27 protein-coding genes are annotated in these 24,727 nt (G+C 55.2%); 17 read left to right on the forward strand and 10 right to left on the reverse strand.

What is annotated here, in order from left to right:
• Nucleotides 1-45 precede the first annotated feature (45 nt).
• Nucleotides 46-456, forward strand: a complete 411-nt coding sequence (locus tag ABD937_RS00660; RefSeq protein WP_345252650.1) for a VOC family protein — start codon at nucleotides 46-48, stop codon at nucleotides 454-456.
• 37 nt (nucleotides 457-493) lie between these two features.
• Here the strand turns inward: ABD937_RS00660 and ABD937_RS00665 are convergent, their stop codons facing one another.
• Entirely contained in the window at nucleotides 494-1,048 is a 555-nt protein-coding gene (locus ABD937_RS00665; RefSeq protein WP_345252651.1) for a DUF1415 domain-containing protein, read from the reverse strand.
• A 140-nt stretch (nucleotides 1,049-1,188) separates the two neighbouring features.
• Between ABD937_RS00665 and ABD937_RS00670 the strand changes: the two genes are divergently transcribed.
• From ABD937_RS00670 to ABD937_RS00705, 8 genes are all read left to right on the forward strand, one after another.
• Nucleotides 1,189-1,554 carry a DUF2200 domain-containing protein gene (locus ABD937_RS00670; RefSeq protein WP_345252652.1) on the forward strand — a complete coding sequence of 122 codons (366 nt, stop codon included), beginning with the start codon at nucleotides 1,189-1,191 and terminating at the stop codon, nucleotides 1,552-1,554.
• A gap of 85 nt (nucleotides 1,555-1,639) precedes the next feature.
• Nucleotides 1,640-2,083 (forward strand): DinB family protein, encoded by a 444-nt coding sequence (locus ABD937_RS00675; RefSeq protein WP_345252653.1) that lies wholly within the window; start codon nucleotides 1,640-1,642, stop codon nucleotides 2,081-2,083.
• Between the two features lie 174 nt (nucleotides 2,084-2,257).
• Nucleotides 2,258-2,995, forward strand: a complete 738-nt coding sequence (locus ABD937_RS00680) for a hypothetical protein (RefSeq protein ID WP_345252654.1) — start codon at nucleotides 2,258-2,260, stop codon at nucleotides 2,993-2,995.
• 156 nt (nucleotides 2,996-3,151) lie between these two features.
• Complete coding sequence (locus tag ABD937_RS00685) at nucleotides 3,152-3,643, forward strand: hypothetical protein (RefSeq protein ID WP_345252655.1); 492 nt, start codon at nucleotides 3,152-3,154, stop codon at nucleotides 3,641-3,643.
• Nucleotides 3,644-3,734: 91 nt separating this feature from the next.
• Nucleotides 3,735-4,253: a hypothetical protein gene (locus ABD937_RS00690; protein ID WP_345252656.1), complete on the forward strand. Its 519-nt coding sequence runs from the start codon at nucleotides 3,735-3,737 to the stop codon at nucleotides 4,251-4,253.
• 233 nt (nucleotides 4,254-4,486) lie between these two features.
• Nucleotides 4,487-5,596 (forward strand): ligand-binding sensor domain-containing protein, encoded by a 1,110-nt coding sequence (locus tag ABD937_RS00695; protein WP_345252657.1) that lies wholly within the window; start codon nucleotides 4,487-4,489, stop codon nucleotides 5,594-5,596.
• Between the two features lie 345 nt (nucleotides 5,597-5,941).
• The gene (locus tag ABD937_RS00700; RefSeq protein WP_345252658.1) at nucleotides 5,942-6,481 is read left to right on the forward strand and encodes a hypothetical protein; all 540 of its coding nucleotides are present in this window, start codon (nucleotides 5,942-5,944) and stop codon (nucleotides 6,479-6,481) included.
• A gap of 337 nt (nucleotides 6,482-6,818) precedes the next feature.
• Nucleotides 6,819-7,259, forward strand: a complete 441-nt coding sequence (locus ABD937_RS00705; protein ID WP_345252659.1) for a VOC family protein — start codon at nucleotides 6,819-6,821, stop codon at nucleotides 7,257-7,259.
• Nucleotides 7,260-7,359: 100 nt separating this feature from the next.
• Here ABD937_RS00705 and ABD937_RS00710 read toward each other — a convergent pair whose 3' ends face one another.
• Nucleotides 7,360-7,923 carry a VapC50 family PIN domain-containing toxin gene (locus tag ABD937_RS00710; protein WP_345252660.1) on the reverse strand — a complete coding sequence of 188 codons (564 nt, stop codon included), beginning with the start codon at nucleotides 7,921-7,923 and terminating at the stop codon, nucleotides 7,360-7,362.
• On the reverse strand, nucleotides 7,913-8,368 hold the full coding sequence (locus ABD937_RS00715) for a helix-turn-helix domain-containing protein (protein WP_345252661.1): 456 nt from the start codon (nucleotides 8,366-8,368) through the stop codon (nucleotides 7,913-7,915). Before ABD937_RS00715 ends, ABD937_RS00710 begins: the two co-directional genes overlap by 11 nt.
• Nucleotides 8,369-8,745: 377 nt before the next feature.
• Here ABD937_RS00715 and ABD937_RS00720 point away from each other — a divergent pair, with 377 nt between their 5' ends.
• Nucleotides 8,746-9,153 (forward strand): hypothetical protein, encoded by a 408-nt coding sequence (locus ABD937_RS00720; RefSeq protein ID WP_345252662.1) that lies wholly within the window; start codon nucleotides 8,746-8,748, stop codon nucleotides 9,151-9,153.
• Nucleotides 9,154-9,404: 251 nt separating this feature from the next.
• Nucleotides 9,405-9,842, forward strand: a complete 438-nt coding sequence (locus ABD937_RS00725; protein ID WP_345252663.1) for a hypothetical protein — start codon at nucleotides 9,405-9,407, stop codon at nucleotides 9,840-9,842.
• A gap of 204 nt (nucleotides 9,843-10,046) precedes the next feature.
• On the opposite strand, the gene ABD937_RS00730 is transcribed toward ABD937_RS00725, so the two are convergent.
• Nucleotides 10,047-10,823, reverse strand: coding sequence for a DUF6261 family protein (locus ABD937_RS00730; RefSeq protein ID WP_345252664.1), 777 nt, complete (start codon nucleotides 10,821-10,823; stop codon nucleotides 10,047-10,049).
• Between ABD937_RS00730 and ABD937_RS00735 the strand changes: the two genes are divergently transcribed.
• From ABD937_RS00735 to ABD937_RS00755, 5 genes are all read left to right on the forward strand, one after another.
• Nucleotides 10,789-12,681: a phospholipase D-like domain-containing protein gene (locus ABD937_RS00735; RefSeq protein ID WP_345252665.1), complete on the forward strand. Its 1,893-nt coding sequence runs from the start codon at nucleotides 10,789-10,791 to the stop codon at nucleotides 12,679-12,681. The genes ABD937_RS00730 and ABD937_RS00735 overlap by 35 nt on opposite strands.
• An 11-nt stretch (nucleotides 12,682-12,692) precedes the next feature.
• Nucleotides 12,693-13,565 carry a hypothetical protein gene (locus ABD937_RS00740; RefSeq protein ID WP_345252666.1) on the forward strand — a complete coding sequence of 291 codons (873 nt, stop codon included), beginning with the start codon at nucleotides 12,693-12,695 and terminating at the stop codon, nucleotides 13,563-13,565.
• A gap of 509 nt (nucleotides 13,566-14,074) precedes the next feature.
• The gene (locus ABD937_RS00745) at nucleotides 14,075-14,671 is read left to right on the forward strand and encodes a hypothetical protein (protein ID WP_345252667.1); all 597 of its coding nucleotides are present in this window, start codon (nucleotides 14,075-14,077) and stop codon (nucleotides 14,669-14,671) included.
• A gap of 468 nt (nucleotides 14,672-15,139) precedes the next feature.
• Nucleotides 15,140-17,926 (forward strand): outer membrane beta-barrel protein, encoded by a 2,787-nt coding sequence (locus tag ABD937_RS00750; RefSeq protein ID WP_345252668.1) that lies wholly within the window; start codon nucleotides 15,140-15,142, stop codon nucleotides 17,924-17,926.
• Nucleotides 17,927-18,073: 147 nt separating this feature from the next.
• Nucleotides 18,074-19,489, forward strand: coding sequence for a hypothetical protein (locus ABD937_RS00755; protein WP_345252669.1), 1,416 nt, complete (start codon nucleotides 18,074-18,076; stop codon nucleotides 19,487-19,489).
• Nucleotides 19,490-19,806: 317 nt separating this feature from the next.
• On the opposite strand, the gene ABD937_RS00760 is transcribed toward ABD937_RS00755, so the two are convergent.
• The 4 genes from ABD937_RS00760 to ABD937_RS00775 all read right to left on the reverse strand — a co-directional run bounded on the left by ABD937_RS00760 (nucleotide 19,807) and on the right by ABD937_RS00775 (nucleotide 21,518).
• Nucleotides 19,807-20,250, reverse strand: coding sequence for a hypothetical protein (locus ABD937_RS00760; RefSeq protein ID WP_345252670.1), 444 nt, complete (start codon nucleotides 20,248-20,250; stop codon nucleotides 19,807-19,809).
• 94 nt (nucleotides 20,251-20,344) lie between these two features.
• On the reverse strand, nucleotides 20,345-20,485 hold the full coding sequence (locus ABD937_RS00765; protein WP_345252671.1) for a hypothetical protein: 141 nt from the start codon (nucleotides 20,483-20,485) through the stop codon (nucleotides 20,345-20,347).
• A gap of 254 nt (nucleotides 20,486-20,739) precedes the next feature.
• Nucleotides 20,740-20,901 carry a hypothetical protein gene (locus tag ABD937_RS00770; protein ID WP_345252672.1) on the reverse strand — a complete coding sequence of 54 codons (162 nt, stop codon included), beginning with the start codon at nucleotides 20,899-20,901 and terminating at the stop codon, nucleotides 20,740-20,742.
• Between the two features lie 197 nt (nucleotides 20,902-21,098).
• On the reverse strand, nucleotides 21,099-21,518 hold the full coding sequence (locus ABD937_RS00775; RefSeq protein WP_345252673.1) for a fibroblast growth factor: 420 nt from the start codon (nucleotides 21,516-21,518) through the stop codon (nucleotides 21,099-21,101).
• A gap of 266 nt (nucleotides 21,519-21,784) precedes the next feature.
• On the opposite strand from ABD937_RS00775, the gene ABD937_RS00780 reads away from it, so the two are divergent.
• The gene (locus ABD937_RS00780; protein ID WP_345252674.1) at nucleotides 21,785-22,231 is read left to right on the forward strand and encodes a hypothetical protein; all 447 of its coding nucleotides are present in this window, start codon (nucleotides 21,785-21,787) and stop codon (nucleotides 22,229-22,231) included.
• Between the two features lie 378 nt (nucleotides 22,232-22,609).
• Here ABD937_RS00780 and ABD937_RS00785 read toward each other — a convergent pair whose 3' ends face one another.
• Both ABD937_RS00785 and ABD937_RS00790 read right to left on the reverse strand, forming a co-directional pair.
• A complete protein-coding gene (locus ABD937_RS00785; RefSeq protein ID WP_345252675.1) occupies nucleotides 22,610-23,659 on the reverse strand; it encodes a sensor histidine kinase in 1,050 nt (349 codons plus the stop codon).
• A 199-nt stretch (nucleotides 23,660-23,858) separates the two neighbouring features.
• Nucleotides 23,859-24,536, reverse strand: coding sequence for a response regulator transcription factor (locus ABD937_RS00790; protein ID WP_345252676.1), 678 nt, complete (start codon nucleotides 24,534-24,536; stop codon nucleotides 23,859-23,861).
• Nucleotides 24,537-24,727: the final 191 nt, after the last annotated feature.

The following is a 24,727-nucleotide window of genomic DNA, read 5'->3' on the forward strand; positions in this document are numbered from 1 at the left end:
GTAGAAAGTGATGGCTATCTTTCAGGTTAGATAAAAATGACCTTTATGCTGCTCGTACTTCATGAGATCGAATTGGGTTCCGGCAATCCCGATGCCAGCAAGGAGTTTTACCATAAATCGTTGGGGCTTCCCTTGGCCGTGGATCAAGACCAGCTTAAGGTGGTGCGGCCCAACGTCGATGGGTTGGATTTTAATCTATCTACCCATCTTTCCGCTCCCCGTGTCATCATCAGTTTTCTGACCCGGGACCTGGAAGGGGTGATGGACGAGCTGAAGCGGCAAGGACGGCCTTTTTCGGGCCCCCGGCCTTCCCATTTGGGGATGACCTCGGTGCAACTCGAGGATCCTGATGGATATACCGTGAAGATCAATATGCCCACAGAGGGCTCTCCGCAATGGCTGAAGGACAAGGCAGCCAGGATCGGCACAGCCGCACTGGTAGCGTCAGGCCATTAATAGGATACACCGCAAAGGCTGCACGCGCAACTTCAAACTACAGACTTTCTCTGCACCCCATCCACAGCCGCTGCATGTATTCCAGTCCCTTTTCGCGGGCAAAGGCAATGTTGCGCTCGGGGATCTTTTCGGTACCGGGATAGGCATCGACCGCGCGCGTCACGCTTTCTTCGCGCAGCACCTGCAGCATGGGATAGGGCGCGCGGTTCGTGTAGTTTGCGGGATCGTCGGGGCGACTGCCGGCGAAGACATAGCCGGGATGAAACGACGCGAGCTGGTAGGTGCCTTCATAGCCTCCTTTCTGCAGGCGAAGGTTCGCGGCGTCGAGCAGCTTCAGGTATTCGGGAAAGCGGGTGAATCCGTCGGGCACGAGGAGAAACAGCGTTTCAATTTCCGCATCTCCATCCAGGCGCGTGAAGGCGGCTGTGAGGGCGTCGAGCACGGCCGCGCGGGTGCCGCCGGCTATTTCAAAGCGGATGCTGTCGCGCTTCACCTCGCGGAGCGCAAAGGGACAGAAGTTGCAGCCGACCACCACGTCAGTGATCCACTTTTTGGTATGGGCAATGAGTTGGGCATGACGCGGGTGCTGCATGGGCCTAAAGGTAGGGCAGGAGTGCCGACCCGGTCGTTACTTGCGCTAGTAAAGCGACCATCGGGTTGATGCCGCAACCGCTCCGGCCCGGCCTGAGAATACCCGGCAGCACTTATCTTAGGCCCCCAAGCCGGATCAATATGAACACCACCGATAGTCACAACGAGCGCATCGCCAGCATGACCTTCGCCTCCGTATACCCGCACTATGTTACGAAGGTGGAGAAGAAGGGCCGCACGAAGGCCGAGCTCCACCAGGTGATCGAATGGCTCACGGGGTTCGACGAAGCGCGCGTGCAGCGCCTCATCGACGAGAAAGCCACCTTCGCGGCCTTCTTCGGGCAGGCTTCCCTGAACCCGGCTGCGCGCCTCATCACCGGGACCATCTGCGGCTACCGCATCGAGGAGATTGACCATCCGCTCACCCGGCAGGTACGCTACCTCGACAAGCTGGTAGACGAGCTGGCAAAGGGAAGGAAGATGGAGAAGATATTGCGAATGGGGTAATGGGGTAATGTGCTGATGGGGCAATATGCTGGTGAGGTGGGTTATGAGCAGGTAGGCGGGATTATGGGATATGGAAACAAGAAGCATGATCGACACGTTGAAGACGCTGTTTGCAAGGGACCTCGGCCGGCTGCGCAGCGAGATCGCCGCCTATACACAGGAGGCGAACCTCTGGAAGGTGGAGGGGGTGGTCACGAATTCGGCCGGCAACCTGTGCCTGCACCTGCTGGGAAATCTGAACACCTATATCGGCAGGGAGCTCGGTGGCACGGGCTATGTCCGCGACCGGGCGCTTGAGTTTGCGGCAAGGGAGGTGCCGCGCGCGGATCTGCTGAACCGGATCGATGCCACGCGGCAGGTCGTAACCAATACGCTCGATGGCCTGGACGAGGCGGCCCTCGAAAGGGAGTACCCGGAGCTCGTGTTCGACAAAAAGACCTCTGCCGGCTTCCTGCTGGTACACCTGGCCACCCACCTCGCCTATCACCTGGGCCAGGTCAATTACCACCGGAGGCTCATCGACCGCTAGGGGGCGGCCGGTGGGCGCCTGCTGGCAGGGAGCAAACCACCCGCGCCCGGCCGGCCCGCGTAGTTCTACGGATGATGCCCTGCCTGCCGCTTATGGAAAAGCCGGCGCCACGCGGTTTGGATTATTGAGGATTTTTATATATTTGAACCCTCAACTCAATCAACTAACTGCATCATGAAAATCACAAAGCTCCTCCCGCTCCTGGGTCTTGCCTTGCTCGTACTCGCCAGCTGTAAGAAAAAATCCGACGACACCGATAACAACACCCCCACGGTAGACGCCAATGGCAACCTCCGGGTGGCCAGCGACGCCGACGGCGCCGTGTATGCCATCAAGATGCACCTGCACGAGGGCCACAACGGCACGAGCGTCGACGAAATGTATACCGCCTATGCCTGGTTCGGCTCGCAAACGGCGTTCAAGCCTGCCGGTGAAGTGAAAGTGAACGGTTACGACCTCATGAACTTCGGCGGCATCAACTACTACGGCTACGCCGGGTTCGATCAGCTGTTCCCCAACAACACCGCCACCTGGACCGTGCAGGGCGATGCGGCCGCCGGCGTACCGGGCTTCACGCACACCGACAATACGGCCTTCGCCTCCGGCGGCCAGTTCACGCTGCCGGCCAGCATCAACATCAACAACAGCTTCACCCTGAACTTTACGCCGATCAACAACGTGGCCGGCGTCGTGTTCTCTATCATCGGCAATAACGGCGAGAAGCACAAGGCCGTGGCCAACGGCGCCAGCTCCGTTACCTTCACCTCGGCCGAGATGAAGGAGGTAGCCTATACGCAGGATCAGATCGGGTTCCAGATCACCTCGGTGGCCTACACGCAGCAGACCATCAACGGCAAGAAGATCTACTTCGTAAAGCAGAACCAGCACGCCCGCGAGACGGTTACGCAATAATCGATTTGTTACTTAAAAGAAATCCGCAGTTCGCTGCGGATTTTTTTTGCGCGTTCCGGCAGGGGCCCAGATCTGTAGTGAAGCATTGTACATTTACGGGGGCCGCGGGCACAAGGTGTTGCTACGCCCTACCGCTGTCCTTCAAAAATGGAACCCTTGGCAAGCCCGAACCCGGTTTTCAGTGCGCGGAACGACCGACTGCAGTACAGTCTGCCCGTAGTGATCAGCGCTATTCCTATCGTGGGACTCACATACGCCTTTCTGAAAGACCCGGCCGGCGAATCGGCTGGCTTCAGGGAAAACCCGGGACTGATTGTCTTCATCGGGTTCCTGCTCCTGGTTCTGGGTTATTTCTGTTACCAGATGCTCGATAAACGGGAGAAGCTGGTGGTTGAACCGACCGGGATCTGGACATCGAAGTACAAGCGGATCGACTGGGAGCAGGTGAGCTCCCTTGCCTTCCAAAGCGCAACGGGAAGATATGGAGGCACCCGGCTGATCATCGGGCTGCGCGCATCGGGCAGGGAGCTCCGGTTCGATGTCTCCGGGCTCGACAGGACGCCCGAAGAAATACGGTGCGCGCTGAAGGCGCATTCGGCCGGGTTCGATATCGCATTCCCCGATGAAGCAACAGAAGTGGCATCATGAGCCAGGGACGCCGAGCGGTGCCTGCCCGGTACACACGGACGGTTGGCTTATCTTTAAACGGTACGCAGTACGGCGTAGATAAAACCAAAACATGACGATAAGGGTAATTTTTCAGATCATCCTAAAGGTGCTCGGGGTTTTCTTCATCAAGGATATCCTGGCGACGCTTCCGCACCTGCTCTCGGTGGGCCTTTTTCTTTTCGGTGCGAATAGCGGGGCCGAAGGCTTATGGACCCTGGCAACCACCTTGCTGGTACTCTTTGTTTATTGCCTCGTTGCTTATTGCCTGATCTTCCGGACCGACCGCGTTATCGACAAGCTCAGACTGGACGAGGGGTTCACGGAACAAAGTATCACCTGGTCGATACACCGGTCGACGGTACTGAGCATTTGTGTGATCGTGATCGGCGGCCTCATCGTGGTGGACGGGATCCCGGAACTCTGCCGGCAGCTGTTTTCCTACTTCCAGGAACGGCGGATGACGTTTGGGCAAACGGATCCAAGTATCTCGTATTCGGTGCTGTCTGCAGCCAAAATCCTTATCGGGCTCCTGCTGATCGGGAGCCAGCGGCAGATCGTAAATTATATCGAGCACCGGCGGCGGAAATGACCGCGGCCGGCGAACGCCGCAAATTGATGCGCTAACCTGCGCCGGCGCAGGGCCGCTGCTTTCGGCTGGTCGTGGGAAAGTCAATACCGGCAAGCGTTTACATTCTTTTACAACCTTTTTACGGCGCATTTACCGGCATTGTGTTTCCGGGCGCGTACGTTTGGTGGAGCGAGGTTGCCGTGATCACGGCGCCCCAACCCGCCACCGGATAACCGTCACTAAGAAGTTGAACCATGAAACAATATAGCGCAGCAAGGCACCTGCTTACCATTCTCGCGATCCTGCTTTTGGGTACTGCCTGCCAGGAGCCCGCTAAGAACGGCTTGCCGGACAAACACCCGAAACTGATAAAAACCATCGGTAACCCGGGGTATGGCAATGTTCAATGCAGCCTGGAAGATAAAGCCGGCAATCTCTGGTTCGGCACCACCGGGAATGGCCTGTACCGGTACGACGGGAAATCGTTCCGGCAGTTTTTAATGGCCGACGGGCTGAACAGCAATAGCGTTTATGCACTGATGGAAGACAACGAGGGCAGGATCTGGGTCGGTACCGAAGCGGGGCTCTGTCTGTACAAGCCGGCAGCTTCCACCACGCCGGGCGGGAACGCATTCGACCCGGTCCGGATTCCCTTACCTAAAGACCTGCCGCCCAACACGAATCCCAACAAGCAGAATGCGCACTTGATCCACAGTATGCTGCAGGCAAAAAGCGGGAAGCTCTGGTTCGCTACGATTGACGGGGTTTTTGTATCCGACGGCCAATCCTTCACCCACTTCCCGATCCGGGAGGCCCCAAACGGCTATCTGGGTACTAACGATAAAGCCGAGCGACTGCTGGAAGACAAAGCGGGCAACATCTGGTTTGGCGGACGCACCAACGAAGGGGCGTACCGGTACGATGGAAAAACGGTAACCCAACTCCGGTTGGATACCTTGTTCCAGGACGGGCCAACGCCCAAACCGCACAATTGGGGCTGGCCCCAGGTGCAGGACAGGGCCGGGAATATCTGGTTCAGCAGTTGGGGCGGGGCCTACCGGTACGACGGTAAATCGGTGACCGGCTTTACGAGGGAGGCGGGCCTGCCGAACGAGGTGACCTGTATCCTCGAAGACAAAAAGGGAAACCTTTGGTTTGGCGGCGCCCAGGGACTTGCCCGCTACGATGGGAAAACGTTCACCCGTTTCGGCACAAAAGACGGGCTGGCCAATCCCTGGATCTGGTCACTTTTGGAAGATACCCGCGGACATATCTGGGTGGGCACGAGGGCAACCGGGCTCTACCTGTTTGATGGAACGAGATTCATCGCCTATTCGGAGTACCAGCAGCCCGTAGCGAAGTGACCATCGGGACCGCGGTTACGGTCGGACGCAGTTGCGCTTTCCTGCCGGCAGCGGCGCGGTCATTGTTTCCGGTAACAGGGATCACCAGGCAGCTTGCGGGTTTGGACAAGGGTACCCATCATCCGCTCCCGTGCTTCCGGCTTTGGTACAGGGAGTTGCTGCCGAAACGGACCGGGTTGCCGATTTTTTACACTGTTTACACGCTTATTTACGATCCATTTACGGCAGGCGGGCACAAAGCAGCCTACTTTTAGTGCAGCGACGCCGAATCGCGCACGCAGCTGCGCTTTCAAGGATCCCATCTTACGGCAGCCATCGAACGACGATCATCAAACCCCCAATAATATGAACAAAGCTATTTATGCGCTGATCGTGCCGCTGGTGGTGGCAGGAGGCCTCGTGTATGCCAATCGCGACGTCAGAAGGGAAGCCACCGAACAGCCGGCCCCCAAGCCGCCCACTGCTGCTGAAAGAGCCGCCGCGTTGAAGCAATGGGAGGCTACTCCCGATGGAATGAAGTTCACGGCATGGGAATCCTCGCCCGCAGGCAGGAAGGTGTATGCCGCCGAAGCCAGGATACGAAAGCAGCTGAGTGGCTATTCCGACATGGAGGCCGTGATCACGGACCTTGCGCTGCCGCTGGGCGCCCGATTAGGGTTTGGCGTGATGGTCCGTATCGACGGTGCCGATTATATACTGACGTTCCCGGCAGCGCCGGAGCAAATGAAGCAGTTACAAAGCCTGAGGGTGAACGACAGGATCATCGTCCGAAGCCGTAACGTATCACACGCGCCCAAGTATGCCTACCCGATCGTATCGGCCGACTATGTGGAACGGGAGGGAAAAATGTTGTTCAAACGCATTCCCCGGCCGGGCGGTTGCTGAGCGGCTGCGTGCGTGCTGAGGCCTCTTGCTACACCGGACCTGCAGCACAGGATGCAGGGGCGCCCCTGAAACGTAATGGCTGGTTGCGTTATTTGATCACCGCTCATCGGGCCGTGCAAGCACGGCAGGCGAGGCGACGGCACGACTGCATCCTGCTTTTAAAGGCGCACACGATCAGTTCCCGTTGAGCGCTGCCACTTCCCGGTACTTGTACGGGCAGCTTATGACCCGCCGGGCGGCAGCATTGCCGGGATCCACCTTCTTTTTGGCGCAATCTCACCTGCGTTGTTGTGTACGGTTGCCGTAGGTTTGGGGCACAAACATCAACGCATCCACTATGGCACTGATCAATCCGCACATCAATTTCAACGGGAACGCAGAAGAAGCATTCACTTTTTACCAGTCGGTATTCGGCGGCGCGTTCACAAAAGTGATCCGGTTCAAGGACCTGGCAAGCTCCGGGTTCCCGGTGGCCGAACACGAGGAGCACAAGATCATGCATATCGCTTTGCCGACCGGTACCGGCAGCATGCTGATGGGCAATGATGTTCCGGAAATTTTAGGAACGACCAACGAAAATGAGCACCGGAGCAAGATCGTGATCACCGCGGAAAGTAAAGACGAGGCCGACCGGTTGTTCAGCGCGCTCTCCGCGGGCGGACAGGTGGAGATGCCGATCGGTGACAGCCCCTGGGGAACGTACTTCGGTATGTTCCGCGACAAGTATGGCATTGAGTGGATGGTGGACTTCGACCCGAACGGTACCGGAAAGGCGTAAGCCCGGTACCGCGGGTGATGGGCGCTATCGCCTTCAAACGCACGGCAGTTTCTTACATTCAGCCCAACCATGGCGCAAAAGTTTTGGTCGCTGAGTGCGATCAGATGAGGGCGTGCAAATAGTTCGCAGTATCGGTCAGTTCGACCTTTCTTAATTGGTCCAGGATCGCCAATTCATCCATTTGCGGATTTCTTTTGTTGACGACCATTTCTCTGAAGGCCTTTATTGCCTGGTCTTCATTTAAGTCAATAATATCCGTCAGGAAATCGTCGGCTGTTTTGACGTTCAGGCCGAAGGAATGGAGATACGCTTCCGGGAAGTCTTTGATGTTATTGGTAACGATAAGATTTGCATTCGTCTTAATTGCTGCTGCAAGTACATGACGATCCTTTGCATCGGGCAAATCCAGATGCTTGATCAGGCCTTCATAGTTTTCAACCAGGGCATCCGGAAACGCTGCGTTCGCTACTGAAACTCTTTTAAGAGCTTCGTCTTCCGGAATCCCTTTTCGCACCATGACTTCTTTCCACTCGCCAAAAATGTGCTTACTCCACTTCGGAGTATACAAATCGTAGTGTGCAAACCAGAAAAGGAGGTCTCGACAAATGACCGGGTAGATTACGTTTGTATCTAATACTGCAGTAAACCGGACACTATGAATCATACAAGCCGTTTTCCTCGTCGAAGTTCATGATGTCGATAATATGTTGCTTTTGCGTTTCTTTCAATTTGCGCTTGTAGCTAATGACATCTTCGAACCTGATCCTCCTATGTTTACCGACTTTGGTAAACGCTATTTTTCCTTCCTCTAATAATTTCACTAAGTGAGGCCTCGAGCAGCCAAGTATTTCCGCTGCTTTCTGGGTAGTGACTTCGGTGGCAACGGGAACGATCGATATAGGCTTGCCCTGGCTCATTGCTTTCAATACGTCTCCTAATAGCCTGAGCGCGCTTAAGGGAATTTTTATTTTATCCTTGGTTTCTTCGATTTCTATCTCTGCCTCGTCGGTATTGATCTGTCCGATCACAGATACCAGAGCAGGATAGGACTCCATTGCGGTCTTCTGATCGGATTTTGATGGCCGCCGTAACTGCTCTAATGCTTCCATATTCATGAGTTTCTCCTGCAAATTTATTCGAAATAAACGAAATAAGTGAAATATTCGAATTCCGTGCCATGTTTTGCATCCAGGTACGTCAGGCGCTCGTCCATAACGTCACCTATCCAAAACCTTTTAGGTTTCTTAGAGTCATATCATTCTGGCGGCTGAAGCGCATGAGCAACAGGCCTGTTCCGGCTTTTGCAGAATTCGCGTGCTGCGGCCTGTTGCTGTAGTCCCGTTTGCCTGAAGCCTAACGGGTCTTACATTCGGGCACCCCGAACCTTGCTCTAAACGTGTCCTGAACACCGTGCGGGCGATGGTTGCCACTTAAAATCTGCCAAAGGTTACCCCTACCCAAATGCGCGCTCATTTTCAGTTTGTTGATGTTCGCTGCGAACGGTGCCCTTGCCCAGCCGCCTGTTGATACGGTGGATGTTCAGCCCTCTGCGTACCTCGACATCAGGCACAACGTATCGCTGGTACAGCTGATCGCCAACCCGGAGAAATACGATGGAAAGAAGATACAGGTGATCGGGTTCCTGCAGGTGCAATTTGAAGGCAACGCAGTCTACCTGCACGAGGAGGATTACCGGCACGGCATCTCTTCGAACGGGTTTTGGGTGAGCTTCTCCGATAAGTTGCGGCGACACAGGAAGGTGGGTCAGTACAGTAACCGGTATGTGATCCTGATCGGCACGTTCCGGGCCGACCGGAGAGGACATATGGGCCTGTTCAGCGGAACGCTCGAAAACATCGTACGCCTGGATGGCTGGGATTTGAAACTGGAGTGAGGGATCGCAATCCATGGGCGCGATCGGCGGAAGGGGAGGTTCGGGAAACACGCCGGGTAGCGGGTACGGGTGCCTGGGGTGCAGCACCGGGGACTCTGCGCTCCGAGGGAGTATCCTCTCGTGTAGTTTTTCGGGCCGCAAATGGCTGCTTACACACCGCTCATAACGGTTCGGCGCTTTATTTATGTCAATTAATCTTGGTTAATATTCGGAGTGAATAGCTTCATGGCTCATCACAAAAATTCTTGTTTATGAAAAAGGTATTCTTCCTGACCATGATCGCCGCCACCTTCGCCACCGCAGCACAGGCGCAAACGGCCCAGGCCGCGGCAGCTGAGCCCGCCAAGGAGTCCGCGAAGGCGACTTCGGCCAGCACTGCTAACCCGGGTATGGACCGCGCATCCCTGCTGGAGAAAATGAAAGAAACGTTCAAGGCAGGCATGATCGAGAAAACCGGCCTCACCGCCGCACAGGTCGACCGTGTGCTGGAGCTCAACCTGGATATGCGCCTCACCGCTTCCCGCGAGCTGCAGGGCCTCAGTGAAGCCGACCGCGGCGCACGCCTCGCCGAGCTGAAAGCCGCCAAGATGAAAAAGTTCTCCGAATTCCTGACGGCCGACCAGATCAAATCGGTTGATGCTTTCTACGCGGAGTTTGCGAAGAACAACCCCCGCAAGCCGGGCCGCTAATTAGCCTCCGGTTGTTGAAAAAGCTGCCCGAGGGCAGCTTTTTCGTTTTTGGTGGCCCGCCAGTTGCCCGGCAAGTCGTTCCTGTGATCAGGAGGGTGCTGGCCTTGGGCCCACGATTACGGCAAGGGTTCATAAAAAAACCGCCTTGTCATTCCGCAGCGAAGCGGAAGAAAAAGGTGGGTTTGTATAACTACGGGGCATGTGCTACGGAGTAGGTGTGGCGGCGGCAGCCTTAGCGGATTCGGCGCGGCCTTCGCGGATGTCTTCGCGCTCGGTGAACTCCTCGTTGATGCGGTTGAGGCGCCTGGCGAGCGTGATCCAGGGCTCGCCGCCGAGGGCGAGCTTGGCAGCACCATTGATCATGTCCATGATATCTTTGTAGAGGCTGCGGACGATTTTGCGTTTCTCGATAATCTTGAAGGCGGGCTTATTGTCAGTGGCGTGGCGGAGGCGCTCCTGCCTAGCGGCGCGGAACGCCCCCTGGTCGGCCCCTATTTCGGTGAGCCATTGGGCGGCGTCGGTGGCTTCAACGGCTGCGCGAAGGTGGGGCTTGCTGCGCAGGTTGGAGAGGAAGTTGTCGATCCGGGTGGATTGCTCGTCGAAGTTGACGCGGCTAAGGTTGGTGCTGCCGCCGAAAATCTCGAAGAAGGCGAGCAGAGTTTTGCCGCCGGAGGCGACCTCGGGGCTGCAGCGGCGCGCACAGGCGCTGCAGTCTTCGTAGAAGCCGATGATGCGTTCGTCGCGCGTATTGTCGGCAGCCTGTACGTTCTCAACGAGTTTAGGCCAATTTGCCCGTTTGCTGGTTATTCGAAATAGTGGTTTATTCCCGATTGTGTTGCTCAGTTTAAGTCTAGGGCGCAGTTTGCACGAGTGAGTTGCGTATATTAGCGAATTGACGGGCTTCTGTCTTCTATACCAAAACTTAAACTCTACGAGAAAATAGGTTATGAATGACCTTTTGACCAACGGTACCGAAATCAAACAGAGGATACTATCTGAAATCAGAAATGCAAAGCAGTGTATCTACCTTGCAATGGCCTACTTCACCGATAGGGATATCGCAATGGCCATTGTTGAAGCAAAAAACAGAAGTGTAATCATCGACATTATTCTTTCTTCAAACGCTCAAAATGAGACTGTAAAGCTAATACTGAAAGGGGCAGGGGTTAGTATTCATGCTTTCGATACAGGCGATGCGCGAGGTATAATGCACCATAAGTTTTGTCTTATCGACAATAGGATTTCAATCAATGGCTCGTACAACTATTCCCTAAATGCAAGTAACAATAACGTTGAGAATATCCAAGTTTCAGACGATTTGAAAACGTATTCTCAATTTTTATCAGAGTTCGAACGTTTAAAATATAATATTGATAACCGAATAGCTGTAAATGAAGACACACAAAAGCCTGTTTCGGAAAGTCAACAAGCGCAAAAAGTGAACATCATTGATGTATTCTCCAAACAGTTACATAGTCTCGTTTACTCAGCCGCACAAATCGATACTGCAAAGTATAAAGAGAATGGATATAACACTTCCAAGGCTAGTGGGGGAAATGTTGACATTTTCCGAACGGAGTATGATAGCATCAAAGAGAAAATCAGAACATATGCAACGGATGAAGGTTTAGGAAGTATGAAAAATGTGTTGATTTCGAATGTGACTGCTGCCTTCGAAGGCACGAGAACAAATCTGGAATTGGAGAAGCAGGAGAAGCTAAGCGTTGAAAAGAGAAGCAGTGAGCTCGAGAAGAGGCAGATTCTCGAAAAAGCGACGGAATTGAAACAAGAGAAATCAGTTTTGGAATCCGGTAATCAGAATACTGGCGAAAAAGGGCTATTGCAAATCAACAAGGAAATTGAGAAGAATAAACTAGAAAGAAGAAATTTAGAACAGTCTTTCATTGTAAAGGAGTTCTGGACGGTTGGCACTATTTTGATTACGATAGGGCTATGTATTTTTGTTTTTTACCTTTCAATCTTCTTCGCTTCAGCAGTTTATAAAGTCTTTTTCGAAGGCAATGTCATTCGTGCGTCTCTTGAGGCCGGCATTAATCCTGGGTTACCGCAACTCGTTGATGCAAACGCGATCATCAAAATATTTAAGCAAGAAGGGACTTTGTTTGGGTTCATTGCAGCACTCTTTTTCCTAATCCCAATCCTTTTATCTAATTTAAAAATCCTTGGTAGTGAGAATAAGGTGGTGAACAATTTAATGTTTTGGGTGGGATTATTGATTTTCGACATCCTAGTCTCAACAATGGTAGCTATCAATACTAACGAGATAAAGAGCTTGTTGGCAGGTAAAGAATCCACACTTGATATTTGGGATGTTGTAAAGCATGGCGAGTTTTGGTTAATATTCGTATTTGGCATGTTCCCACTGATTCTTACGCACTATCTAATCGACTACATTTTTAAAAGGTACAAGAACTCTCGAAGAGAGATTGTAGATGCCGAAAAAAACAATCAAATTAACTTTTTAGACGGAGAGATTATCGAATTATTGGCAGAAAAGGAATTGTTGACCAGCAAGATAAAAGAGAAGGAGGATGCTATAAATGAGAAAAACAAGTACATCCTAGTTTTGGAAGCTGAAAGCCATAGTCGTCAAACACTAGTTGAAAACAGTTATGCTGAGTTCCAAAAACAAATCAGGTCAATATTCGATGATTTCAGCACCAGAATAATTAGCGGACGGATTTTCAACGATATTATCCTGAATAGTGTCATATCGGCATATAAGTCTGGTTATATTGAATTTCTTCCAGAGTATTATTCAGCGGACCAAGTAGCAAATCGAGTAAGAGAGATCGAACTATCAACTGCAACGATCTAATGAGTATCCAAATGAAGATATCTTTCATGGGCTGTGTCACTATTCTTTTTTTACTTTCATGTGGATCAGAGCCAGAAAAGAAGTACTTGACCTACCAGAATATTGTCATTCTTTCGGACATGTCAAGCCGCTTGGAGAATAGGCCGCCAAAGGACTTGGAGCAAATTTCTAAGATTGTTCATTTTTTCAAGAACGAATGTGTTAAGCCCGGGGAGAAGATTGGCGATAAGTCTTCCATTTCTTTTTCATCATTTTCAGATAGGACAATTGCATCTATTGATATTGATGGAATAAAAAATTTGGGAGAGAAACAGCGTTTTATTAATTCCACAGGAGAATATCTGAATAGTGGTTTGCGGCAGGAGACAGAAAAATTTGAGCAGAAAGTAAAAGCTGCTTATGAAAAAACTAGAAACAAGGGATTGGATTTAATAAGCATTTTGATTGAAAAGATCGAGAACGAGCCCATTGTAAAGAAGGACACTTTGTTGACAAATGGAGTTGATACTACATTCATTTCTTATGATAATCATCTGTATATTTTTACTGATGGATATTTAGAATATTTAGACAAAGCTGTAAATAGCCAATATTACTTCGGTGCTGCTGAAATTGAAAAAATTAGGCGATACTGCATCGCCAATACAGTTGACGTCGAAAGGGCGCTTGAAATAGACAGTTCATTAGGCTTGCCAGCTACCAAAAGCTACAAGAATCAGTTCATTAACCTTCATATTCTTGAAACTCACGAGCGGGATAAGAACGATAAGCTCCAGACTTATAAACATCGTTCTGGACAAAGGGACAATGAGATACTTGAGGTGGTATGGCGTAAGTGGGCAAAAGTAAGCGGATTTAAAAGCATTGAATGGAAGAAGTATTGAGCATTTTTTGAACATTCGAAAGATTCTGATTCTGTTTCGACAATTATCGTGATTTGTTCAAGGGAGAAGCAACTATTTTGTTTATCATAGCAAGAGTGTGCCCTATTAAATCAACCATACCTTTCATGTTTTCCTGTAATGGGTTTATTGGACACCGCACGAATGCCTAACAGAAGCTGGTAGCCTGCCTGAATTCTAATTTGGTCGTGCTGAAGGGCCAATCCTACGCGCTAGATCATTATACCGGTAGTATTAAAGGGCAAATGGATATTTCAACATTGCGTTCGAGTTCTTATAGGCCCGATCTCGACTACACCTAAATAAGGCTTGCATTTTTGTTGATAAGTTCTGGCTTATACATATCATAAAGAATATTTTGCTCACTCAGTCAGATCGGGCTCTTATAGAAGTTCATGAGTTGGATGACGACTTATAATTCAGGAATATTTTCATATCATGGTTGTTTGTTAGAAGAATTACTATCTTACCCAAATACCAAAATTGATCAAATGAAAATCAAATCAATCCTACTGCTTTTCGCCACATTCTTCTTTGCAGCAAGTCAATCCAAAGCGCAGAGCCTTCAGCAGATTTTGGACGCTATTCTAGTTGAGGCCAATAAAGCAATAAATGCAAAACCATCTTTAGTAAACTTGGCCGTAAAGACAATCGAAGTCAACTCGTCTTCAAAAGCTTATTTTGGGAATGGGAAGACGAGGGAAGTATTTAAGCTGGAGTTGCCTAAAGGAACAAAGTCTTGGTACTATCGGGTTACTGTGCTAGATATTAATTCAAGTTACCAATATCAAGAAAACGAGACTTTTTTCCATCTGCTTTCTAATAGAAAGAATATGGATATCTATGCGCCCACCAATAAAGGAGTCGACTTTTTTATTCTAGGTCATTCTGGTGATGTTTCCTCCTTTTTGCAAACAGGGAATAGTAACTTCAGGTTTTATCAAAACTGTTCCATGGTTGGCATGAATTCTTTCACAGGAACTTGTGAATTAAACCAGGAAAATTTATGGATCGGCATCAGGAATCCAAATACAACATCAGGGCTAAAGGTCATCGTTGAAGTAGTTTCATTAGGCCTATACGAATAGCCTCACGCCTGAATTTTAGAGTTGTAGCGAGGCTACAACTTTTTTTGTTCCGCTTCCGACAAGTTCTTTCGAAGCGGGTCAGACAATTTTCTGTTGAGGTATTTTTTCTATGCACCGTGTACTGGGCGAACACTCTGTGTAACGCTGGATATTGCTTCGCTGCGCTTGGTATTAAGGGCGATTCGCGTAACGAAGGATACTACGGCAGGCTTAGGATGACAATGTTGTTCGCTTAACATAATGAAGTAGACGCCGCGCAACGCAATATGCTTTGCGTGCTCCGCGTCTTGGTAGCTTGTCGGCCTCCGCGCCATAGGCTTCGGCTGACGGCATCCGGCGGGTCGATCTTAAGATGGTACAGCCCCGCTGCATAACATTCCGGTAACATTCCCTTCACCTACCCGTAACCTTCGCGTCACAGCCCCATAACATCCGGTTGCCACTTTTGCGGAAACATTCTAGCAACCCATGTATTCAAGGTTACTGGTACTCTGTAGTCTGCTCCTCCTCCAAACCGTTGCCCTCGCCCAGAACATCCGCGTAGGCGGCACCGTCCGCAACGACAAGAACGAGCCGCTCGCCGGCGTGTCGATCAAGGCCACGACCACCGGCACTACCTCCGCTACCGACGGCTCCTTCATCCTCACCCTCAGCAAAGGCACGAAGCACACGATCACCTTCACGGCGGTGGGCTACAGCGCCGGCACCATCACCGACTACGATCCCGCCTCCGGCACCGACCTCAACATGGTGCTGCAAACGTCGTCGCAGGCGCTCGCCGGCGTTACCGTGAGCGGCTCCCGCGCCCCGCGCCGCGAAACCGTCAACGCCCTCATCGCCTACCAGAAGAACACCAGTACCGTGGCCCAGGTGATCTCCGCCGAAACCATCCGCCGCTCGCCCGACAAGAACACCGGCGAGGTGCTGCGCCGCGTGCCCGGCACCTCCATCCTCGAGGGCAAGTACCTCGTGGTGCGGGGCCTCGCCGACCGCTACAACCAGACGATGCTCAACGGCGTGCTGCTGTCGTCGACAGAGCCTGACCGCAAGACCTTCTCCTACGACATCTTCCCGGCCACGATGCTCGACAACATGATCATCAACAAGGCTTTCGTACCGGAGCTCCCTGGTGAGTGGGCCGGCGGCCTCGTGCAGATCAACACCCGCGATATCCCGGCCAACGGCTTCCTCAACGTGCAGGTAGGTACCGGTTTCAACACCGGCACCATCGGGCGCGACTTCTACTCTTATAAAGGCGGCCGCCTCGACTTCCTCGGTATCGACGACGGCTTCCGCGCGATCCCCGCCGCGCTGCCCACCAAGGGCGCCCTCGCCGGCTCCTCGCCCGAGCAGCTCGCCTCCTTCGGCCGCCAGTTCGCCAACATCTGGACCGCTGAGCAGGTCGCCCTGCTGCCCAACCACTCCGCACAGGTGGCCGGCGGCTTCAACACCCGCCTCTTCGGCAAGCGCCTCGGCGGTACCATCGCCCTCACCTACAACCGCTCCTTCCGCCGCGTGCCCTTCTCCAACCGCTTCATCGCCAACGAAGCGGGCGACGTCAACTTCACCTATGAAAGCGAGCGCTATAGCCAGGACGTGCTCGCCGGTGCCATGGCCAACTTCACCCTTCAACTCTCCAGCCGCCACAAGATCTCGGTGCGTAACCTGCTCAACGTGAACTCGAGCAAGTACGTCACCGAGCGCACGGGCCAGGACTTCCTCCTCGGCTCCGGCGAAGGCCAGAACCTGCGTGCCACCGAGCTCGCGCTGCGCCAGAACGTGTTCTTCAACACGCAGCTGCAGGGCGACCACGCCTTCGGCTCCGCCAACGGCCTCAAGCTGCGCTGGTACGGCGGCTTCAACATCCTCGACCAGTACATCCCCGACCAGCGTCGCCTCCAGTACATCGAGGAAACGCCCGGCGGCGCCTGGGTGGCCCTCATCGGCGGTGGCAACTCGCAGAAGTCGGGCTCGCGCTTCTTCTCGATGCTGAGCGACTACAACTACACCGCCGGCGGCGACATCTCCAAGACCTTCGATCTCTTCGGGCAGAAGCAGACGGTGAAGGCCGGCTATATGCTCCAGATCAAGGACCGCCTCTTCGACTCGCGTCCCTTCTACTACGGCGTGGACCGCGACCCGTCGGGACAGGCGATCCGCCGCACGGCCGACCAGATCTTCGCGCCCCAATACATCACCAATCAGGACGGTGGCATCGTATTCGGTGAGCTGCAAAGCCCCAACTACCGCTACATGGCGAACACGATCCTGAACGCGGGCTTTATCCAGTTCGATAATGCCTTCTCCGACAAGCTGCGCGCCGTATGGGGTGTGCGCTACGAAAACTTCGACCAGCTGGTGGGCTCGCCCCGCCGCAGCGACCCGCGCCATGTGCACTCGGTGGTGGGCGACTGGCTCCCCGGCGTCAACCTGACCTACAAGCTGGATGGCCGCACCAACATCCGCCTCTCCGGCTCGCAAACGGTGATCCGTCCCGAGTTCCGCGAGCTGAGCAACTTCGCCTTCTACGACTTCGAGCTGGGCGCCACCGTGCTGGGCAACCCGAAGCTGCAGCGCACCAAAGTCACCAACGCCGACCTGCGCTACGAGCTCTACCCGCGCGCCGGCGAGCTGTTCACCGTGGGTGTGTTCTACAAGTATTTCTCCAACCCGATCGAGACCTACTTCAACAACCTCGGCGCCGGCTCCTCCGCCACGTTCAACTTCGCCAACATGTCGAAGGCGAACTCCTACGGCGCCGAGATCGAGCTGCGCAAGAAGCTGGACTTCGCCCGTGGCCTGAGCAATTTCACCCTGACCTCGAACCTCTCGTATATCTACAACCGCGTGGAAGGCGTGAACGTCGACCGCCCGATGCAGGGCCAGAGCCCTTATCTCGTGAACGTGGGGCTGCAGTACGATCATGAGCGCACCGGCTTCAGCAGCACGCTGCTCTTCAACCGGATCGGCCGCCGCATCCTCTATGTCGGCAACCTGAACCAGAGCGTGGGCGCCTCGGGCATCCCCGACATCTGGGAGAACCCCCGCTCGCTGCTCGACCTCCAGGTGTCCAAGAAGGTGCTGAAGGGTAAAGGCGAGATCCGGCTTAATCTCTCCGACGTGCTGAACCAGCCGGCGATCTTCTACCACGACCTGGATAAGAACAAGAAATTCAATACGGGTGCCGACGTGCAGGCCATCCGCCGCTCGTATGGCACAAATGTGAGCGTGACGTTCAATTACGCCATTCGATGACCCAGCCCCGGCCCCTCCCAAGAGGGAGGGGACACTGAAAAACGGGCTCGCAACCAGAACTGACTGCAACCAACCCTAAGAACCGGAAGAACACCCAAAACCTTCCAAAACCCAACAAACCTCTCAAAACCTATCAATAGGCTTTATATGAAACGGACATTCCTCATCTTCTCTGTTGCTCTTGTAACCTTTTCCGCCTGCCGTAAGATCCAGGTAGACGATAACGGCTCCAACAACGGGGGTGGCACGGTGATCACTCCTGAGTCGACGATCCTTTCCGGCACCATCGGTACGGACCTCACCCTGCGCACGGGCAAGACCTATACCCTCCGCGGCATCGTGTACGTAGCCAACGGCGCGCAGCTCACCATCGAGCCCGGCGTCACCATCCTCGGCGACAAGGCCTCGCGCGGTACGCTCGTGATCACCCGCGGCTCCCGCATCAATGCGGCCGGCACCGCCGACAAGCCCATCGTGTTCACCTCCTCCGAAAGCGGCGGCGCCGCCCGCGCCGGCGACTGGGGCGGCCTCGTGATCCTGGGCCGCGCCAAGACGAACGCCGTGTTCAACGGCCAGGCCGGTCTCGGTGAGGCAGAAGGCGGTATCAACAACGGCGACGGCTACGGCCTCTTCGGCGGTACCGACGACAACGACAACAGCGGTACGCTGAAGTACGTGCGCATCGAATACGCCGGCTACGCCTTCCTCCCCGACAAGGAGCTCAACGGCCTCGCTTTCTACGCTGTAGGCAAAGGCACCACCGTTTCGCACGTGCAGGTTGCCTGGGCGGCCGACGACTCCTTCGAGTGGTTCGGCGGCACGGTAAATGCCGATCACATCATCGCCTACAAAGGCCTTGACGACGACTTCGACACGGATAACGGCTTCTCCGGCAAGGTGCAGTTCGCCATTGCCGTGCGCGATTCTTCCGTAGCTGACATCTCCGGCTCCAACGGCTTCGAAAGCGACAACGACGCCGCCGGCTCCACCCTCGCGCCGCAAACGAGCGCCGTGTTTGCCAACGTAACGTCTATCGGTCCGAAGCAGAACGTGACCAGCATCGGCAACACGTTCTACCGCAACGCCGCGCAGATCCGCCGCAACTCCTCGCTGTCGGTGATCAACTCGGTGTTCCTGGGCTGGAACAACGGCCTGCTCATCGACGCCTCTACGGGCCGTCCCACCGACCTCAACATCTCCGGCGCCACACCCACGCTGTGGTGGCGTGGTAACGTGATCTCCGGCGTGCCTTCCGCATCCAACCAGGTGAAGTACTCCGCGAGCACGTCGCAAGCCACCGGTTGGACTGCCGCCGACGCACTCGCCTGGCACAACACGGCTGCCTTCAACAACACGCTGCTGGCCACGAACGACGCCGTGGGTTATGCCGCTGCCTTCAATTATAGCAACCCTGACCTGACGCCGGCCGCCAACTCGCCGTTGCTTTCCAATGCCTATTCCTACACCGACGCCCGCCTCAGCGGCCTGCAGCCCGTGACCTACCGCGGCGCCGTTGGTCCGAACGACACCTGGTACAAGGGTTGGACGCGCTACGGCAACTAGCCCCTGTCTCCGGCCCCAGCGCTACGCGCGCAACCTTCGGTTGACCCCGTAGGGGAACTTAGGCCGGAGTTACTTTCCGGTAGCAGTCTATCTTAAAGCACTAAAGCCCCGACGTTTGCGTCGGGGCTTTTCTTGTTTATCCGTCGGACGAAGGATCTGTAGAAGTACGGTGATCGCGGTGCAATATCAGGAGCTTGCATATCTAACCATACAGGCAATAAGTAGCAACTATCCATCGGCCATTCTTGCACCTGACACCCGACGATGTCGGGTCCTTCCGGCAACGCTAACCCATTCACGATTGCCGATTGCCGATCTTACGCCACCTTCAGCGGCTGTGCGGCGGGCTGCGTGCATTGCCAGCAAAAAGCGAAGAGGAGTGCAGCGAGGAAGTCGGCGCTTGCGGGCAGGAGGCCGTCGGGCAGGGCGCGCCATTCGGCGCCGTCGCGGCGCCGGAGCAGGAGCCCTTCGGCGCCTACGGTGAACCGGTACTTGCCTTCGTCGAGCTGCAGGGTGCCAGATCGCTGCCGGCTGTCGTCGAAAGTGCAGGTGCCCATGCGTAGGCCGTACTCGTTGTGCAGGATAATTTTCGGGAAGACGGGCGCGGCCGCCTCGAGGAAGAAGAGGCGCTGTAGTCCCGGCGCCTGGAGGCGGAGGGAGCCCGTTACTGGGTTGAAGCGTACCCGCGTGGTGGGGGTATCGTCGGTGCCGATGGAGCAACTGCCTGCCTCCACGGTGTCCATCCATATCCGGTTTGCCATGCCTTTAAGTTCGTACGCGGAGCAGGCCCCGGCAAGCACAGCAGTAAACGTTAATAGTAAATTAATAAAAACTTAATACAGCGCCCGGCGCAGCTCAGGGGGCAACGCGGCTGGGGATCTGCGACGAGGAAGGGCGCGCAACCAGCAGGCGGCCGACCTGTTTGCGTACGGAAGGGTCCTCGGTGCCTTCGAGCAGCCAGCCATCGCCGGCGCGGCGGGCAAGGAGTTCGGGCATATTGCGGGTCGGCCCGGCGCGGTGCGGGGCCGGGCGGAAGCGGACCTGATCGCCATTATCGGAGACCTCATAGCCACAGGGGGCTTCATCAAAAAAAAGCACGACGGCGTAGTTCATAACCCCCTTAAGGCAAGGCCTGTGCCGGAATTTAACGGCAGGGATGGATCATGCGCTGCAGTGCTTCTAACTGATTGGTAATGTACGCATTACGAGGGTGCAAAGAATTGTCGCAGGCACCTTCGGCGAGTGAATGATTACCGGTCGAGCGCCTGCACGAGGCAGGAGAGCAGGAAGGTGGCGTTGAGTACGAGCAGCACGAGCACGGCACGGCGGAAGCGGGCGTCGCGGCCCGAAAAGGCAGGGTGCGTGCGAACGATGCGGACGGCCCCGTAGCGGGTAAGGCGCTGGATCTTCATATCGTAAAGATGACGCCTGCAGGTAACCGGAATGTAACCGATGCGTTACCGATTTCTTACATCGGGATTTAACCATGCGATAGTATTCCGGTAACCTGGAATTCACATGACGAAGGCAATTTTGGGACGCTCCTCAAGCAGACTATTCCCGCTCCTGTATCTACAGGGGCGTTTTTCTTTAGCCGACCCGGCGCGTGCTAGCGGCCTTCCTCCATTCGGATCCTGGGTTCGGTCTTAGAACGGAGATCACCTTTACCCCGCATCTTCCAGGTATAGGACCAGGATGCGTCATTCCGGTTCCAGGCTTCGCCTTCCATGGTATTTCCCCGGATGGTACTGAGGTACGTCGAGTACTTCCTGAGTACCACAACCACCGTGTTGCCGTTCTGCGACCAGACGTCTGCCTTCGAGTCGTAGGATGCTGCAGTGGCGCTGCCCGGGTTGGTACTATACCGCACATGGCCGTCGGGGTGAAAGTAGAACTCATACGCATCGCCGTCGGAATCGGTGCCGCCCCAGGTGCTGTTGGCTACTGACGACGCGGGCGGCGGTGGGGCGAAGGAAAGGAAGGACAAGGAGACGACGAGCAGGGTGCAGGCGGTGCGAAAGCGGCTCATGGGTGGGTTTTACACCAAGTTACGGCGCTTTCGGGGCGGGGGCGGATCCGGCCGCAAAAAAGAAAGCCTCCTGGAAAAGAGGCCCGTCGGGAATGTATCGAGGAAATTGCTTCTGCGGCACGAAGGTGCGGCACCCTTGTTACCTGTCTGTTACGCCAGGATGAACAAAACGCTACGGCTTCCCGTAACAATACGGTAACGGATTGGTGATTCATGGGTAACGCCGTTGCCGCCCGGGCGCCCGAACTTTACGGAAACAAAATGCTATGGACGCCCTTACCCTGGAGCAATGCCTCAACGATGTGGTCGAGGTCCGCTTTGAGCCCTCCTTCGACCGCAGCCACGCGCCGCATGCGATCGGCCTCGTGTTCGGACGGATGACGCCCACGCTGCGCGCCCGCGTCGGGCGCCTGCGCCCGCTGTTCACCAGCCGGAGGGTGCTGCTCTATTTCCGGCCGCTGGGCCCCGACGGGATGGGGCTCTCCTTCATCGTGCGCGAATTGCTGCTGATCGCCAACAGCCCTTCGCTCGACTACGACCGGAAAAGCTTCGGAGCGCTCGGTGCGGTGCTGCACCGCGAAGAGCCCCTCATCCTCGCCTTTTACCAGCGCGACCGCCGCGGGCGCCTGCGCCTCCTCACCGACGCACAGTACGATCCGTACTTCCTGCCGGCTTACTACTTCAAGACAGCCTCGGTGCTTGAAGAAGCGTAGTAGCACGCAGAATGCGCGGATAACGCAGAAATGATTTTTCGTGTGGTGCGTGATGTCCTTTTCTATGAAGCAGGCTTCAACTGCAACGGCTTTAGGTGCAGCTGTTCCCATAAAGGTGGCGACAGCTTCGAGGTGCAAGATTTTTTGATAAACCGCGGAACGTGAGTCGTGCTAAAGCACTTTTGAAGAAGTAGTTCTTTGAATTGGCATGTCTCTTTTTCGCGTTTTATCCCAAGAATCTACCTCGGAAAGCAATGACAGCCTTTCAGCGGAAATGTGGCCATGAAGCAAGTGCACAAAGTGAATTGTCCCAACCGGTAGACGACCGTCCAAAAGGAAAAAAGTCTTTCCGCGTGTTCCGCGCATTCCGCGTGCCCCTTACCGCTTACCGTCGAGGGTAAAGCCGATGGAGGTGCCGACGCCCTCCGTGCTGCGGATATGGATGCTGTGGCCGTGGGCTTCGACGATGTGCTTGCAGATGGAGAGGCCGAGGCCGGAGCCGGTGACGTCGCGGGCGCGGCCGCCGGGAGCGCGGTAGAAGCGCTCGAACACCCGCCCGACGGCCGACTCCGGGATGCCCATGCCGTCGTCGGAGATCTCCACGAGGATGTTGCGGCCGTCGGTGTGGTACATCGAGGCCGTGACGGAACCACGGTCGCGGCCGTACTTGACGGCGTTCTCCACGAGGTTGATCAGCACCTGGCGGATCTTCTCTTTGTCGGCGTGCACGAACAGCGGTGCCTCGCAGCCTTTTTTGATGTACAGGGCGATGTGGCGCGGCTCGGCGAGCAGCGAGAGGCTTTCGTATACCTCGCGCACGAGGTCTTGGATGACGAAGTTGCCGCGGTGCAGCTTGAGCTCGCCGCGCTCGAGGCGCGAGATCTCGTCGAGGTCCTGGATGAGGTGGGAGAGGCGCTCCACGTTGCGGGACGCCTTCTGCAGGAAGCGCTCGGTGAGGGTGCGGTCGTCCATGGCGCCCTGGAGCAGCGTTTCGAGGTAGCCCTGGATGGCGAACACGGGCGTCTTGAACTCGTGGGAGAGGTTTTGCAGGAACTCCTTGCGGTAGGTTTCGTTGCGCTTCAGCAGCTCGATCTCGCGGCGCTTGCGCTCGCCCCAGGCCTCCACGTCGGCCCGTACCTCGTCGATGCTCTTTTGCGGCAGGATGTGCTTGTAATACATCTCCTGCTTCTTGGACGCCTTGGTTTCGTAAATGAACTTGTAAATGAGCTTCAGCTTGCGGTAGATGAAGTTCTGGATGATGTAGGAGATGAGCGCGTAGGATCCGGCGAAGATGAGGACGAAGGCGATGAGCGCTTCCTTCCAGCTATGGCCGCCGAAGGCGAAGAAGCCGAGGCCGATGGGCACCGACAGCACCAGGGCGGTGAAGAGGGCAAGGAGGCGGGGACTTAAGTTCTTTTCTTTAAACATGAGCAGAAGGGAGGAGGAAATTAGGAAAGAATGACGAGTGGAGTACTTGAATAACAGAATACATGATCCACTGAGTACTCGAGGTGTGGTACGAGGAAGGAATTGCGGAACGATGCTCCTCACCCGGTCGACCCTCCGACCTCCCCTCGGCTGCTCAATTATTCATGTACTCAAGTAATCAAGTACTCCACCTCTTCCCTCACAACTCGAACTTATACCCTACGCCTTTGACCGTAGTAATACAATCGATGCCGAGCTTCTGGCGGATCTTGCGGATGTGTACGTCGATGGTGCGGTCGCCGACGATGACGTCGTTGCCCCACACCTGGCTGAGGATCTCGTTGCGGAGGAAGACCTTGCCGGGGCGGGAGGCGAGCAGGTAGAGCAGCTCGAACTCCTTTTTGGCGAGGGAGATGGCATTGCCTTCCCGCTCCACTACGAAGCGCTCGGGGTCGATGAGGAGGCCGCTGACGTCGAGGGCCTTGCTCTCGGTGCGGCGGGCGCGGCGCAGGAGGGCCTGCACCTTGCTCACGAATACCTTGGGCGAGATGGGCTTCGAGATGTAGTCGTCGGCGCCGGTGCCGAGGCCCTTGATCTGGGTGGCCTCGTCGGAAAGCGCGGTCAGGAAGATGATGAGGGTGTCTTTGAGCGCGGGCTGGGCGCGCAGGATGGAGCAGACCTCTACGCCCGTTTTGCCGGGCATCATGATGTCGAGCACCACCAGGTCGGGGCGGGCCTGCTGGGCCTTGGCCACCGCCTCGTTGCCGTCGGCGGCCGTGATCACCTGGTAGCCCTCGCGGAGCAGGTTGAACTGGAGGATCTCCAGGATATCGGGCTCGTCATCAGCGATCAGTACTTTCCAGGAGCGGTTATCCATGCGTTGCTTGCTTGCCGCAAACCTAAGCCAAAGAAGGGGAGGGGGGCAGGAGTTAATAATTTGATAACAGCCCATCCCCCAACCCCTTCCCGAGGGGAAGGGGAGTTCGGCGTCCGCAGGAATGACAGGTCTGGGTAAACCGTAGGGGCGCCCAAAGTCTCCGTCTTGCTTGCGGCGCCCGCTGCCCGCTT

Source organism: Flaviaestuariibacter amylovorans (assembly GCF_039541815.1).
GTDB lineage: Bacteria > Bacteroidota > Bacteroidia > Chitinophagales > Chitinophagaceae > Flavisolibacter > Flavisolibacter amylovorans.

What these genes read in the sequence shown, in the direction of transcription:
- ABD937_RS00785 (WP_345252675.1), bottom strand. Translation starts at nt 23,659, where the DNA reads ATGTTTAAAGAAAAGAACTTAAGTCCCCGCCTCCTTGCCCTCTTCACC.
- ABD937_RS00750 (WP_345252668.1), top strand. Translation starts at nt 15,140, where the DNA reads ATGTATTCAAGGTTACTGGTACTCTGTAGTCTGCTCCTCCTCCAAACC.
- ABD937_RS00755 (WP_345252669.1), top strand. Translation starts at nt 18,074, where the DNA reads ATGAAACGGACATTCCTCATCTTCTCTGTTGCTCTTGTAACCTTTTCC.
- ABD937_RS00710 (WP_345252660.1), bottom strand. Translation starts at nt 7,923, where the DNA reads ATGATTCATAGTGTCCGGTTTACTGCAGTATTAGATACAAACGTAATC.
- ABD937_RS00780 (WP_345252674.1), top strand. Translation starts at nt 21,785, where the DNA reads ATGGACGCCCTTACCCTGGAGCAATGCCTCAACGATGTGGTCGAGGTC.
- ABD937_RS00680 (WP_345252654.1), top strand. Translation starts at nt 2,258, where the DNA reads ATGAAAATCACAAAGCTCCTCCCGCTCCTGGGTCTTGCCTTGCTCGTA.
- ABD937_RS00670 (WP_345252652.1), top strand. Translation starts at nt 1,189, where the DNA reads ATGAACACCACCGATAGTCACAACGAGCGCATCGCCAGCATGACCTTC.
- ABD937_RS00745 (WP_345252667.1), top strand. Translation starts at nt 14,075, where the DNA reads ATGAAAATCAAATCAATCCTACTGCTTTTCGCCACATTCTTCTTTGCA.
- ABD937_RS00715 (WP_345252661.1), bottom strand. Translation starts at nt 8,368, where the DNA reads ATGGAAGCATTAGAGCAGTTACGGCGGCCATCAAAATCCGATCAGAAG.
- ABD937_RS00675 (WP_345252653.1), top strand. Translation starts at nt 1,640, where the DNA reads ATGATCGACACGTTGAAGACGCTGTTTGCAAGGGACCTCGGCCGGCTG.
- ABD937_RS00690 (WP_345252656.1), top strand. Translation starts at nt 3,735, where the DNA reads ATGACGATAAGGGTAATTTTTCAGATCATCCTAAAGGTGCTCGGGGTT.
- ABD937_RS00770 (WP_345252672.1), bottom strand. Translation starts at nt 20,901, where the DNA reads ATGAAGATCCAGCGCCTTACCCGCTACGGGGCCGTCCGCATCGTTCGC.
- ABD937_RS00695 (WP_345252657.1), top strand. Translation starts at nt 4,487, where the DNA reads ATGAAACAATATAGCGCAGCAAGGCACCTGCTTACCATTCTCGCGATC.
- ABD937_RS00665 (WP_345252651.1), bottom strand. Translation starts at nt 1,048, where the DNA reads ATGCAGCACCCGCGTCATGCCCAACTCATTGCCCATACCAAAAAGTGG.
- ABD937_RS00705 (WP_345252659.1), top strand. Translation starts at nt 6,819, where the DNA reads ATGGCACTGATCAATCCGCACATCAATTTCAACGGGAACGCAGAAGAA.
- ABD937_RS00700 (WP_345252658.1), top strand. Translation starts at nt 5,942, where the DNA reads ATGAACAAAGCTATTTATGCGCTGATCGTGCCGCTGGTGGTGGCAGGA.
- ABD937_RS00775 (WP_345252673.1), bottom strand. Translation starts at nt 21,518, where the DNA reads ATGAGCCGCTTTCGCACCGCCTGCACCCTGCTCGTCGTCTCCTTGTCC.
- ABD937_RS00660 (WP_345252650.1), top strand. Translation starts at nt 46, where the DNA reads ATGCTGCTCGTACTTCATGAGATCGAATTGGGTTCCGGCAATCCCGAT.
- ABD937_RS00790 (WP_345252676.1), bottom strand. Translation starts at nt 24,536, where the DNA reads ATGGATAACCGCTCCTGGAAAGTACTGATCGCTGATGACGAGCCCGAT.
- ABD937_RS00760 (WP_345252670.1), bottom strand. Translation starts at nt 20,250, where the DNA reads ATGGCAAACCGGATATGGATGGACACCGTGGAGGCAGGCAGTTGCTCC.
- ABD937_RS00720 (WP_345252662.1), top strand. Translation starts at nt 8,746, where the DNA reads ATGTTCGCTGCGAACGGTGCCCTTGCCCAGCCGCCTGTTGATACGGTG.
- ABD937_RS00725 (WP_345252663.1), top strand. Translation starts at nt 9,405, where the DNA reads ATGAAAAAGGTATTCTTCCTGACCATGATCGCCGCCACCTTCGCCACC.
- ABD937_RS00735 (WP_345252665.1), top strand. Translation starts at nt 10,789, where the DNA reads ATGAATGACCTTTTGACCAACGGTACCGAAATCAAACAGAGGATACTA.
- ABD937_RS00740 (WP_345252666.1), top strand. Translation starts at nt 12,693, where the DNA reads ATGAAGATATCTTTCATGGGCTGTGTCACTATTCTTTTTTTACTTTCA.
- ABD937_RS00765 (WP_345252671.1), bottom strand. Translation starts at nt 20,485, where the DNA reads ATGCCCGAACTCCTTGCCCGCCGCGCCGGCGATGGCTGGCTGCTCGAA.